Annotated in this window: 9 protein-coding genes and 1 pseudogene; 4 read left to right on the top strand and 6 right to left on the bottom strand. The window is 64.0% G+C overall.

The window, feature by feature from the left end:
• Window positions 1–23: 23 nt before the first annotated feature.
• Window positions 24–1255: pseudogene (locus tag H4V95_RS15420) on the top strand (IS3 family transposase); the annotation flags it as partial.
• A gap of 420 nt (window positions 1256–1675) precedes the next feature.
• On the opposite strand, the gene H4V95_RS15415 reads toward H4V95_RS15420, so the two are convergent.
• The 4 genes from H4V95_RS15415 to H4V95_RS15400 form a co-directional block, all read right to left on the bottom strand.
• Window positions 1676–2944 (bottom strand): ArgE/DapE family deacylase, encoded by a 1269-nt coding sequence (locus tag H4V95_RS15415; RefSeq protein WP_209730991.1) that lies wholly within the window; start codon window positions 2942–2944, stop codon window positions 1676–1678.
• 2 nt (window positions 2945–2946) lie between these two features.
• Window positions 2947–4032: an MFS transporter gene (locus H4V95_RS15410; protein ID WP_312884109.1), complete on the bottom strand. Its 1086-nt coding sequence runs from the start codon at window positions 4030–4032 to the stop codon at window positions 2947–2949.
• A 120-nt stretch (window positions 4033–4152) separates the two neighbouring features.
• Complete coding sequence (locus H4V95_RS15405) at window positions 4153–4392, bottom strand: toxin (RefSeq protein ID WP_196867242.1); 240 nt, start codon at window positions 4390–4392, stop codon at window positions 4153–4155.
• Window positions 4389–4652 carry a ribbon-helix-helix domain-containing protein gene (locus H4V95_RS15400; RefSeq protein WP_209730990.1) on the bottom strand — a complete coding sequence of 88 codons (264 nt, stop codon included), beginning with the start codon at window positions 4650–4652 and terminating at the stop codon, window positions 4389–4391. Before H4V95_RS15400 ends, H4V95_RS15405 begins: the two co-directional genes overlap by 4 nt.
• Window positions 4653–4912: 260 nt before the next feature.
• Here H4V95_RS15400 and H4V95_RS15395 point away from each other — a divergent pair, with 260 nt between their 5' ends.
• The 3 genes from H4V95_RS15395 (at window position 4913) to H4V95_RS15385 (ending at window position 10467) form a co-directional block, all read left to right on the top strand.
• Window positions 4913–8335: a DEAD/DEAH box helicase gene (locus tag H4V95_RS15395; protein WP_209730989.1), complete on the top strand. Its 3423-nt coding sequence runs from the start codon at window positions 4913–4915 to the stop codon at window positions 8333–8335.
• A gap of 111 nt (window positions 8336–8446) precedes the next feature.
• Entirely contained in the window at window positions 8447–9664 is a 1218-nt protein-coding gene (locus H4V95_RS15390) for an NRAMP family divalent metal transporter (RefSeq protein WP_209730988.1), read from the top strand.
• Entirely contained in the window at window positions 9655–10467 is an 813-nt protein-coding gene (locus tag H4V95_RS15385; RefSeq protein WP_209730987.1) for a putative hydro-lyase, read from the top strand. The genes H4V95_RS15390 and H4V95_RS15385 overlap by 10 nt, the downstream gene beginning before the upstream one ends.
• A gap of 37 nt (window positions 10468–10504) precedes the next feature.
• Here the strand turns inward: H4V95_RS15385 and H4V95_RS15380 are convergent, their stop codons facing one another.
• Complete coding sequence (locus H4V95_RS15380; protein ID WP_196867237.1) at window positions 10505–10741, bottom strand: hypothetical protein; 237 nt, start codon at window positions 10739–10741, stop codon at window positions 10505–10507.
• Window positions 10742–10809: 68 nt separating this feature from the next.
• A complete protein-coding gene (locus H4V95_RS15375; protein ID WP_209730986.1) occupies window positions 10810–12033 on the bottom strand; it encodes a helix-turn-helix domain-containing protein in 1224 nt (407 codons plus the stop codon).
• Window positions 12034–12198 lie beyond the last annotated feature (165 nt).

Raw genomic sequence — 12198 nt, 5'->3', positions numbered from 1 at the left:
TGGCAACGAGTTAGGGGTCTTGGAAGTCAACGGCACGCAGGTACTCACCGGAAGAGAAAGCGGCCGCGGTGCGGATGGTACAGACCTTGCGAGGAGGGCTCGGAACCGTGCACGGGACAGTGGACCGCGTCGCATCACAGCTCGGGTACGGAACAGAATCAGTCCGGGCGTGAATTCGGCAGACTGACGTCTATGACGGTCACGCTGGCGGCGTGAGCACCGCCGAAGCCCGGCGGATGCATGAGCTCGAGCAGGAGAACCGGGAGCCGCGCCGGGCGAACGAGATCCTAAAACGGGCCGCGATCTTCTTCGGGCGGAGTTCGACCGTCAAAACCAGAGATAGTTGCGTTTATCGACGCGAACAGACACGACATCGTCGATGGCCGAATGCGTGGAGTCGAGCCATCTATACCCCCTTGCAAGTGGCCCCAATCACCTATTACGCGGCGAAGAACCGCACCCCGTACGCACGTGCTATCAGCGACGCCACCGTCACACCAGAACTGGTGGCCCTGTGGGAGGCCAATTACCGCGTCTACGGTGTCCGCAAGCTCTGGAAAGCCGCCCGTCGTGCCGGAATAGCTATCGGTCGGGATCAGACGGGCTGGCTGATGCGGGCAGCCGGCATCGAAGGAGCAACGAGGACGAAGCCGGTCAGGACGACCAAGCCCGATCCGGCTGCGGCGAGGCACCCGGACCTCGTGAACCGACAGTTCACCGCGACGGCACCGAGCCGGCTCTGTCTGACGGACCTCACCTTCGTTCCGACGTGGGCAGGGTCACCTACGTCTGCTTCATGATCGACGCGTACTCGCGGACGATCGTCGGTTGGCGGTGCGCGCTTCATATGCGCACCGAGATGGTCCTCGACGCGATCGAAATGGCGAGGTTGAGCCGTGGCCGTCATCAGGCGGATCTGCGCCGTCGCAGCGATGCGGGCAGCCAATTCACCTCAATCCGTTACGGCGAACGCCTCGCAGAGATAGGCGCGACCCCCTCGATCGGGACCCTCGGCGATAGCTACGACAACGCGCTGGCCGAGACAGCGAGCGGCTATTGCAAGACCGAACTCGTCCGTGGTCCAGCCCGCCCGGGCCTTGGAAAACCGTCGAGGACCTCGAGCAAGCGACCCTTGGATGGGTTCACTGGCACAATACGCAGCGCCTTCACGGGCACCTCGGCGATGTCCCGCTAGCTTCAGCTCGAGCCGGCGTTTTATGCTGACCAGACCGACCACAACTGGTTGGTAGGAATCACATATCGCGAGCCTCCATTAAACCCAGGGCGATTCGTACTTCCTCTGGGGCGTACCAAGGACGGACGGATCCTTCGCCCTGCAGGTGTGGGATGTAGAAGCAGCGGCCTTGCGGGACGTGACCTACGACGTCACAGTGCGGGATCCCGCCACACGGCCGGCAGCAGTTGAGCTGGAGCACCGTTAACTTTGCTGATGTTGTGACTGTCCTTGGGATGTGGGGGACCAAGAACGCGCCGGGGGCATGGACGACCAAATAAAGGGCCTCGGCGCGACACCTTTCGGCCGGACTACTCCGTCCAGATCTGGGCGCACCGGACCTGCCCTCGGACATGTGCGCTCCGGATGCGCCCGAGCCGGACAGAAATGCTGAATAACCAGCAGGAAAACCCCCTGTATTCATGCTTTGCACCCAGAGACCTACGGGGTCTCAGTCACCCCGCACCACTCGGCAATAAACAGTGCGATCGTCTTCGTGACCTTCCGGACCGACTCGACGTGCACCCGCTCATCGAAGCCGTGGATTGCCTCCGACACCGGCCCGTACACCAACGCCGGAATCCCGCCGTACAGGGTGAACACCCGACCATCCAGGTAGCCCGGCGTCGTGAACGACTCCAGGGCCGACCCGAACACCTCCTGATGCGACGACGCGAGGACACCCTCGGCGTCGGACCCCTCCTCCAGAACATAGCCCTCCGAGAAGAAGCCGCTCCGCACCGCTGACACCTCAGCGCCGGACGTGGAATCCTGCAGGCAGTTCTCGATCTGGGCCCACGCATCAGCCGCCGTTACCCCCGGATACAGCGCCGCCCGCACATCGAACTCACACCAGGACGGCACGCTCGACGGCCAGTCGCCGCCGGAAATCATCCCGATGTTGAAGTTGATCGGATGATCCAGGTCCTCGAAGTACCGGTGGCTGCCCTTGTCGGCATTCCACTTGTCCTGCAGTTCCCGCAGATCGCCCATCACTGTGTAGGCGGCGTCGATCGCGTTGAACCCGGTCGCCATCTCCCGCACATGGGTCGGCTTCCCGGAGACGCGTACCTTGAACCAGATCACTCCCACGTTGGCTCGCACCAGCATGTTCTCTTCCGGCTCGGGGATGATCACGGCCTCCGCCGTGTAACCACGCTGCAGGGCAGCCAGTGAGCCGTTGCCTGTGCACTCTTCCTCCACAACAGATTGCATGTGGATGACCGCCGCCGGAGCCAGCCCGGCGGCCCGTAGCGCATCGAACGCGAACAGGTTCGCGGCCAGTCCGGCCTTCATGTCGCCGGACCCCCGCCCATACATCCAGCCGTCCTTGATCTCGGCGTCCCACGGACTCCGCGACCAGGTGTCTTCCGGCCCGGTGGGAACGACGTCGATGTGCCCGTTGAGGATCAGCGACCGCCCCGTGGCGGGTGCAGCAGGCGTATACGTGCCGACCACGTTGGTGAGGTCCTCGAACGCGACGGTCGTCGGCCCGTAGCCCACATGAGCGGACAGGGTTTCCTCGTCCAGCTGCCACCGGTCCATCGAGAGCCCTCGGGATTCCATCTGCGCGAACATCAGGTCCTGCGCGCTGGCCTCCTCGGCCCGCAGCGACGGGTGCCGCACCAGCTCGGCGGTGAACTCGAGCTGGCTAGCGAAGGCGGCGTCGACGGCGTCGGTAATCCGTCTCGTGATTTCTGGAGTCAACATGACTACTGCACAATCGCTTTGTCTTTGACGCGGAGCTTCTCGCCGAAGAACCCGCCGGCCGCCGTAATCAGCGCCACGGCCATCAGCAGCAGCGACGCGGTCCACGAACCGCCGTCGGTAGCGCCCAGCAGCGCCACAGCGATCAGCGGCAGGAACCCGCTCAGTGCACCGGCCAGGTTGTAGCCCAGGGCCACACCGCTGTACCGCAGGTGTGGTGGGAACAATTCGGTGAGCAGCGCGCCGGTCACGGCGTAGGCGAGGGAGACCAGCGCAATGCCGATGGTCACCGCGAGGATGATGGCGGCAGGGTTGCGGGTGTCGATCATCCAGAACAGCGGGAACGCGCCCGCCGCCGTCGCCAATCCGCCGAAGAAGGTCATCCGGCCCGGACCGACTTTCTCGCTGATCCGGCCGACCAGCAGGACGACGCCGATCTGCACGACGGCGGCCACCAGGGTGGCGTTCACCATCAGCTGGCGGTCCATGCCCAGGGTGGTGGTGCCGTAGCTGATCACAAAGGTTGTCATCACGTAGAACCCGCCGACGCCCAGGAACGCTGCGGCGATGGCGACGAGCAGCCGGCCCCAAGCCTGCTTGAACACGTCGACGGCGGGGATCTTGGCGCGCTCTTCGAGCTTGACCAGTTCACGGAAGATCGGGGATTCTTCGACCTGCAACCTGATGTACAGGGCGATGAGCAGCAGCGGGAACGCGGCCAGGAAGGGCACGCGCCAGCCCCAGGCGTCGAACGCTTCGGAGGGGAGCAGTAGCACCAGAGCAAACGCACCCGAGGGCATCAGCGTGCCGACCGGCGAACCGACCTGCACCAGCGCCGCGTACCGGCCGCGCTTCTCGATCGGGGCGTGCTCGACGGCGATCGTCATGGCACCGCCCCATTCGCCACCGACGGCGAGTCCCTGCATCAGCCGCAGCACCGCCAGCATGACGGGTGCCGCGAGGCCCATACTGCCGAAGTCCGGCAGGAACCCGATCAGGCCGGTGGCGACACCGATCATCACGATGGTGATCAGCAGGGCCGGTCTGCGGCCCACCCGGTCGCCGATGTACCCGAAGAGCACCGCACCGATCGGGCGGGCGGTGCCGATCGCGTCGGCGAGATCGGTCGCTGCCCGAGCATGGATTCACCGCCGGGTCTCGCAAAGCGAAGGTTTGCCGTGGCAATGTATTCGGTCAGGTGAGAGAAGCAGTCAGGGGAGAAGATCGAGCCTCTCGGGTCGTGCCTTCATGGCGTGGATGACGAGTTCGTTCCCGCTGTCGAACACGAGCACAATGGTCTCCAGCAGTCGACCTTGGGTATCAAACCCGAGCCGAAGCTGGCGCGCTGGACTTCCTTCGTCGAGCTCCTCGATCCATAGTGCCCACGTGGCGGCCTGAATAGCGTCCACAGGAAGGATGCCGTGCCTGAGCGCAGCATCATGGACCTTCATGCAGCGAACGTCGCTAGCGCCTCGCGGATAACCTCGGAACGTGTTTTCCCTTCATGTGCCGCCCGAACGTCGATCGCGGCGAGCTCCTCTGAAGTGAGACGAAGCGCGACGACCTGCGTCGGCCCTGCGCCCCGCCCCGGCCGTCCGCGCCCGCGCTTCTTTAACGCCCCGCCGTCGTACCCAGCTTCGGCCTCGGCTGCCCATTCCTCGATTTGATCCTCGCAGACCGGCAGGCCATTGATCGTCTCTCCTGTGCACATAATAATATCGTATTACGCAATCACCTGGGCATCAAGGTATTGGTTTGGCTTTTGGCTTCGGGGGATGATGCGGGTTGGGGCAGCGCCTGATGCCCGGATATTAGGACGATGCGCAGTGTTCGGATATCCGGACATCGCTGGAAGCGGAGGAAGCGACCGGTGCCCCTCAAGGCAGGAAGCTCCAATCTCTGAGTTTCTTGCATATTTCGCGCTGCGTCACTTGCGGATCACCGCCACCGGTGGGTAGTAACGTTAACTCAATGGCCTTTGCTGCTCCTCCCTCCGCACTTCCCGAACAGGTTCGGGGCCTCGTCGGTGACACCAGTTTCCGCCGTGGTGGTACCTACGCCCGCAAGGGCTCGGTTTACGATCTGACGTGGAATGCCGGCTTCACGGAGCTGTCCGGAAAAGTTGAGGGATCCCGCGGTTCGGCGTACCGGACGACTGTGAAGTTCTCGGGCTCCTCCGGTGCCATCCCCGGTTTGTCGTACGGCCTGTGTTCGTGCCCGATGCGCAGCAACTGCAAGCACGTTGCAGCGTTGCTGCTCACGCACAATGCCGCCCAGCCGCGCGCATCCAGGAAGCCAACCAAAGCCACCCCTGCCCCAGCACCGGGACCATCGCCCGCACCCCAGCAGCAGAAGCCGTCACCCTGGCAACGCCGGCTGGACGCCCTGGTGAACGTGCCGAAGCCAGCCTCCACCACTCACTACTCAGCCAGCGGCTACGGATCCCGGGCCGCAGCACCCACTGTTCCACTCGCGCTGCACTTTGAGGTGCACGGGGAACGAGACTACTCAACGTCAGCCGTCGCGGTCTTCCTCTCGGTGAAGGCGGTCCAGCGCAGCACCGCAGGCAACTGGGTGACTGGCCAGTTGCGCTGGGAGAAGTTTCAGGGCGGATACTCAGCCGGTGGGCTGGAGGAAGCGCACTGGGACTGGATGTGCACGTTCGCGGCAGTCGGCGGGCGGGGCCAAAGCTACGGCTACAGCCACGGAACCTCAATGAAGCTGAACAATTTTCGGTCGCCGCTGCTGTGGGATCTCCTGGCGCAGGGCCGTGAGGCCGGCGTGGAGTTTGTGGGGACGGGCGATGCGCGGGTCACCCTCCACGACGTCGCTGACGTGCACCTCGATGTGAGCGCTGCGGGTCGGGGGCTGCATCTGGCTCCCCACCTGGAGGTGGGCGGGCGCGTCCTGGACCCGGCAGCGTTTGGCCTCATCGGCACACCCGCGCACGGTCTCTTCTGGTGGGACGCCATCCCCACCCAGGCGGCAGGCAATATTTCGCTCGCCAGAACCCGGGCTCCCGTACCCGAAGCGTTGCGGTCGTTGGTAACTGCGAACGCCCCGCTGAAGATTCCCGGTACCGGACGTCAGGCGTTCCTGGAGGAGTACTACCCGCAGCTGCAGCAACAGGTACGGGTGATCTCTAGAGACGGCTCTGTCGACCTCCCCGAGATTGCGCCACCCACGCTGGTCCTCACGCTCACCTACATTCCCGCGCCGTCGTTGTCGGGCGCCCGGTCCCGCCGTCGCTCTGCCGGATCCGGCGAGGCGAGCCACGGCGCGGTGCGGTTGGGCTGGTCCTGGGACTACACCCACGCCGGCACGACGACGACGCACCTCCTGCCGGACGACGGCTCCCGCCACCGTGACCGCGCCGCCGAGAAGGCGACGCTCGCCGCCGTCGCGGGCGTCCTGGATGGGTTTCGTGCCGCCTGGTTTGACGCCTTCCCCCGCCCGGCTGACGGCGTCCCGGGTCGGTCCGAGTCACTCCAGTTGGAGGGTGTGGCTGCGGCCCGCTTCGTGGCCGAACTGGTGCCCGAGCTGGAAACCGTGGAACGGGTGCGGGTGGTACAGGGCGAGGATTTGCCGGACTACACCGAGCTGACGGAGCAGCCGGAGGTGTCGGTGAGCACCACCGAAACAGAGGACCGCGATTGGTTTGGCCTCGGCGTTAGTGTGTCGTTGGGCGGGATTGAGGTGCCGTTCGGTGAGTTGTTCCGTGCGTTGGCCCTTGACGAACGGCACCTGCTGCTGCCCGGCGGCGGCTATTTCGCGCTGGATCAGCCGGAGTTCGAGCAACTGCGGCGGCTCATCGAGGAGGCGCGGTCGCTGCAGGAGAAGGACACCGGCGAGCTTCGGATCAGCCGGTTTCAGGCGAGTCTCTGGGAGGAGTTCACCGACCTCGCGACGGTCGCAGCGCAGGCCGACGCGTGGCGGGAGTCGGTGTCTGCCCTGCTTGAGCTCTCCGAGGTTCCCGTCGTGCCCGTCCCGGCGGGTATCAACGCGACGCTGCGCCCCTACCAGCAGGAGGGCTTCAGCTGGCTTGTCTTCCTTTGGAAGCATGGGCTCGGCGGCGTTCTCGCTGACGACATGGGTTTGGGGAAGACGCTGCAGACCTTGGCGCTGATCTCCCATACCCGCGAGTCGGCGGAAGAGACAAGGCCGTTCCTGGTGGTGGCTCCCACCTCGGTGGTTCCCAACTGGGCCGCTGAAGCGCACCGCTTCGCGCCGCACCTGCGGACAACGGCTGTAATGGATACCTTGCGCCGCAGCGGTGCGCAGCCCGCAGAACTCGCCGCGGATAACGACGTCGTCATTGTGTCCTACACCCTTTTCCGGTTGGACTACGAGTTGTATGCAACTCAGGATTGGGCTGGCCTGATCCTGGATGAGGCGCAGTTCGTGAAGAATCCACTGACCCGGGGCAGCCAGAACGCACGAAGTTTCCCTGCGCCGTTCAAACTGGCGATCACGGGCACGCCGATGGAGAACAACCTGATGGAGCTGTGGTCGCTGTTCGCGATTACGGCGCCGGGGCTTTTCCCTAGTTCCAAGAAATTCGCCGAGTACTATCAGCGGCCCATCGAGAAGGACGCGGACCGCGAGCGGCTGGCGCAGTTGCGGCGACGGATCCGTCCGCTGATCACCCGGCGCACCAAGGAACTCGTTGCCAAAGACCTGCCGCCGAAGCAGGAGCAGGTGTTGGAGCTCGAGCTGTCGCCGCGGCACCGCACCATCTATCAGCGGCACCTGCAGCGCGAACGACAGAAGGTGCTGGGCCTGCTGGATGACATGAACAGGAACCGGTTCGAGATCTTCCGTTCGCTGACCATGCTGCGCAGGCTCAGCCTCGACGCATCGCTGGTCGATGAGAAGTATGCGTCGGTGCCGTCCAGCAAGCTCGATGCCCTGTTCGAGCAGCTCGAAGACATCGTTGCCGAGGGGCATCGCGCGCTGATTTTCAGCCAGTTCACCGGGTTTTTGGCCAAGGCCGCGGAACGACTGGATGCGGCCGGAATGGAGTACGCCTACCTGGACGGAAAAACCCGCCGCCGCGCGCAGGTGGTGGAGAAGTTCAAGTCCGGGAAGGCTCCGGTGTTTCTGATCAGTCTCAAGGCGGGTGGGTTTGGGCTCAACCTCGCTGAGGCGGACTACTGCTTCCTGCTGGACCCCTGGTGGAACCCGGCCAGCGAGAACCAGGCGGTGGACCGGGCACACCGGATCGGCCAGACCCGCAACGTGATGGTGTACCGGCTGGTGGCCAAGGACACCATCGAGGAAAAGGTGATGGCCCTCAAAGAGAAGAAAGCCAAGCTTTTCACGGCGGTCATGGACGACGACGCAATGTTCTCGTCAGCCCTCACAGCGGGCGACGTGCGGAACCTGTTCGAATAGGTCATTCGCGAGAATTGTTGAACAATACCTTGCGTAGATTGTTCAACAACCTGTAGGGTCTTTCCCAATACTAGATGTGACTCCAGTCACCTTGACGTAACGGACGGACCAATGGCAGATACCGAGAACAAACCAAAGTTGAGCTCTTCGGCTCGGCGCACAGCGCTGTTGGGGGCCATGTTCCTGATGGCCACCAGCGCCATTGGGCCGGGCTTCATCACCCAGACCACAGTGTTCACCGCCCAGATCGGCGCGGCCTTCGCCTTCGCCATCCTGGCCTCGATCCTCATCGACATCGCCGTCCAGATGAATGTCTGGCGTGTCATCGGCGTCTCAGGACTTCGCGCCCAGGAACTCGGTAACAAGGTCATCCCCGGGGTGGGCTGGTTCCTTGCCGGGCTGGTCTTCATCGGCGGAGTGGTATTCAACATCGGCAACATCGCCGGCACCGGGCTCGGCGCCAATGCGATGCTCGGCGTCGACCCCAAGATCGGCGGCGCCATCTCAGCCGTCATCGCGATCATGATCTTCGTCAGCAAGAAGGCCGGCATGGCGCTGGACCGCATAGTAGTATTCCTCGGTGCGATCATGATCCTCCTGATGATCTACGTCGCCATCGTTGCGGCCCCGCCGGTCGGCGAAGCACTGAAAAACGCGATCCTGCCCGAGCAGATCGACTTCCTGATCATCACCACTCTCGTCGGTGGCACGGTCGGTGGCTACATCACCTACGCCGGCGCGCACCGCATGCTCGACTCGGGTGTCACGGGCATCGAGAACGTCAGGGAAATCACCCGCAGCTCGGTGCTGGGCATTATTGTCACCGGCGTGATGCGGGTGCTGTTGTTTCTGGCGATCTTCGGCGTCGTCGCAGGCGGTGCGGTGCTGACCAGCGACAACATGGCCGCCGAAGCCTTCGGCATTGCAGCAGGGGAAATCGGTATGCGGGTCTTCGGCATTGTCCTCTGGGCCGCCGCGATCACCTCGGTGATCGGTGCCGCGTTCACCTCGGTCTCCTTCATCACCACCTCGAAGACTTCAGAACGCAAGCGCAACCTCATCACCGTTGCGTTCATCGCCGGCTGTGCGACTGTTTACCTCTTCCTGGGCCAGGCGCCGCAGCAGCTACTAATCTTCGCCGGTGCGTTCAACGGGCTCATCCTGCCGGTCGGCTTTGGGGTGCTCCTCTGGGTGGCCTGGCGCCGCCGGGACCTGCTGCACGGCTATGTCTACCCCAAGTGGCTGCTGATCGTGGGCGTCATCACCTGGTTCCTCACCCTGTTCCTCGGCTACACCTCCATCACTGGGCTGGCGAAGCTATGGGGCTGAGCGCCGGGCTGATCGACCTGCCGGCTGACCCAGCCTCGATGCTGCCTGCCGACGCGCGAGCCGCGTTCCGCGGCGGACTGGTGACGCCGACGTCGGGCTGGTCCCGCGGCTACGCGCAGGTGAACGTGCTGGCGATCCCGCGGGAGCAGGCGTTCGATCTGCTGCTCTTCGCCCAGCGCAACCCCAAACCGTGCCCCATCCTCGGGGTGCTGGAGCCGGGCGAAACCACCGGACCGCTGCTGGCCGGCGGTGATATCCGGACCGACGTCCCGAAGTACACCGTGTATCACGAGGGCGTGAAGGTGGACGAGCCCACCGACATCACCGAACACTGGCGCGATGACCTGGTGACGTTTTTGTTTGGTTGCTCATTCACCTTCGAGGCCGCACTGCAGGACGGCGGCATCAGGATCGCCCACATCGACCAGGGCGTGAATGTGCCGATGTACCGGACGAACCGCGACGCCGCTCCGGCCGGAGCCATGTCTGGTCCGCTGGTCGTCTCGATGCGGCCGGTGCCAGCAGCCCAGGTGGCCGACGCCGTCCGCATTACCTCCCGCTATCCAGCGGTGCACGGGGCTCCCGTGCACGTGGGGAATCCGGAGGAGCTCGGTGTCGACCTGGGCTCACCAGACTTCGGCGATGCGGTGCAGATCCCCGAAGGCCACCTGCCGGTGTTCTGGGCCTGCGGCGTTACGCCGCAGGCGGCGGTGATGCATTCACGCCCGCCGCTGGCGATCGGTCACGCGCCGGGGCACATGCTGATCACCGATGCCCGGGACAGCGACTACCTGGTGCCATAGAACGCTTCGCTGACGTGGCGGGGTTCCAATCGCCGGGCTAGAGAGGGACGTTGCGACCCGAGGTGCCGCGCTCTACCGCGGACAAGCGACCGTCCAACTGCTCAAGCCTGGCGCGCAGGGCCTGGTTACTGTCGCGGGTCTCCCGAATGGCCTGCATCAGCTGATCGTCTGAGGGCTCAGATCTCCTGCGGGCGAGCTGGGTCGCCACCTGGGTGACGGCGAAGGCCGCAATTCCTGCAATAGCGATCCATGCGAACCAGGGGAAATACTCCATGGTGTGTCCTTTCGGGGGTTTTTACGAGTGGAGAAGAATTTTTCGGGCAGTGGTGGCGGTCAGCCAAGTCACGGGGTGACGTCCATCAGCTCGCCCAGAATCTGGGATGCGATGTCCGAAGCGCCGGCATCGGAGTAGAGCTTGGCTGCGAGCATGAAGTGCTTCTTGGTAGCGTCATCGTCGTTGATGCTGGCGTAGTAGCGGCCCAACAGGTGCTGCAGCAGTCCGGCTGCCTCGAATTCAAGTCCTGACGCCTGCTCCAGGACCTCGAGAAGCAACGGTTTCGCCGCTGCATAGTCGCCCCGCATGCTGTGCAGTTGTGCCTTCGTCAGGGCCAGCTCGCGATGCTCTTCGGAGCTGCCGGAGATGCGAAGACCGAGTTCGGCGTTCGCAATGCACTGGTCAACGCCGTCGTCAGCTATTCCAGCCGCCAGCCGCCTCGATGCGCTGGCACGGTTGAACTGTGCCCACATCCTGAGATCGGCATGGGGGGTGATGTGTTCTGCGGCCAGCCGGTGTTGCTGCAGTCCGGTCTCGGAGTCTCCGCGGCGGAACGCAACGTTGCCCACCACCCAGGCAGCCCGGCCGATGGACAGGGATGGCACCTCCGGAAACTTATCCATCTGGGCGAGCTCCGAGGCGTAATGCCAGGCTTCGTCGAGGTTCCCCCGGACCGCCAATGCCGCAACCAGCACGTAGCCGGATTCGAGTCGGGTGGCTGAGTGCTGGGGCAGGCTGGCAGCCGCCCTGGTGGCAGAGCGTGCCAGCGCAATCGCGCTTTCGAGTTCGCCAGTGGCGCGTTTGATCGCCGACAGTCGCGCGAGAACCGTTACCTGGAGTTCCGGCTGCGTCAGAGTGGTCGGGTGTTTCAGGAGTTCATCCAGAGTGGCAGCGGCCTCACCGAACCGGCCCAGCGCCAGATAGGCGTCAGCCTGCACGGCGGTCATTGTCCACCAGACGACGGTGTTCGACTGTTCCTTGGCCAGGCTTGCCGCGTACTCGGCTTCCGACGCTGCCAGCGCCTGATCTTTTAGGTTCCAGGCGCTGTTCGCATGAAGCACTGCGGCCGACAATCCACCGCTGTCGGCCTCGGGCGGATCAATCCAGCCGGCAACCAGCTCTGCATCAACCCCCAGGATGCCCGCGAAGTGGCGGGTCATCGCCGGGGTGGGCTGACGCTGGGCCCGTTCGAGCAGTGACACATAACTGGTGGAGTACTTTCCTCCACCCACTTCATTTTGCGTTAAGCCTTTGGCCATCCGCGCTTCACGAAGCTTTTCTCCAAAAGTCACTGCCACTCCTTCATGCACGTACCCAGACCAGCGGTATCTATTGACAACCCTGCAGATCTCCGTTTGACTCATTTTGTCAAACGTCGAGAACAAGTAGTCGAAATTCTACTTCACATCACACTCAGGAGGTAGGCAGCGATCGGGTGCAAGCCCTAGCTGGGAGGT

It is taken from the genome of Arthrobacter sp. CAN_C5 (genome assembly GCF_017875735.1).
Taxonomy (GTDB): Bacteria; Actinomycetota; Actinomycetes; order Actinomycetales; family Micrococcaceae; genus Arthrobacter_D.
Note: the sequence above shows the minus strand (reverse complement) of the source record. Positions and strands in the feature narration are given on the sequence as shown.

Bases quoted from the DNA above. Each gene is read 5' to 3' on its own strand.
- H4V95_RS15415 (WP_209730991.1), bottom strand. From the start codon at position 2,944: ATGTTGACTCCAGAAATCACGAGACGGATTACCGACGCCGTCGACGCC.
- H4V95_RS15405 (WP_196867242.1), bottom strand. From the start codon at position 4,392: ATGAAGGTCCATGATGCTGCGCTCAGGCACGGCATCCTTCCTGTGGAC.
- H4V95_RS15400 (WP_209730990.1), bottom strand. From the start codon at position 4,652: ATGTGCACAGGAGAGACGATCAATGGCCTGCCGGTCTGCGAGGATCAA.
- H4V95_RS15395 (WP_209730989.1), top strand. From the start codon at position 4,913: ATGGCCTTTGCTGCTCCTCCCTCCGCACTTCCCGAACAGGTTCGGGGC.
- H4V95_RS15390 (WP_209730988.1), top strand. From the start codon at position 8,447: ATGGCAGATACCGAGAACAAACCAAAGTTGAGCTCTTCGGCTCGGCGC.
- H4V95_RS15385 (WP_209730987.1), top strand. From the start codon at position 9,655: ATGGGGCTGAGCGCCGGGCTGATCGACCTGCCGGCTGACCCAGCCTCG.
- H4V95_RS15380 (WP_196867237.1), bottom strand. From the start codon at position 10,741: ATGGAGTATTTCCCCTGGTTCGCATGGATCGCTATTGCAGGAATTGCG.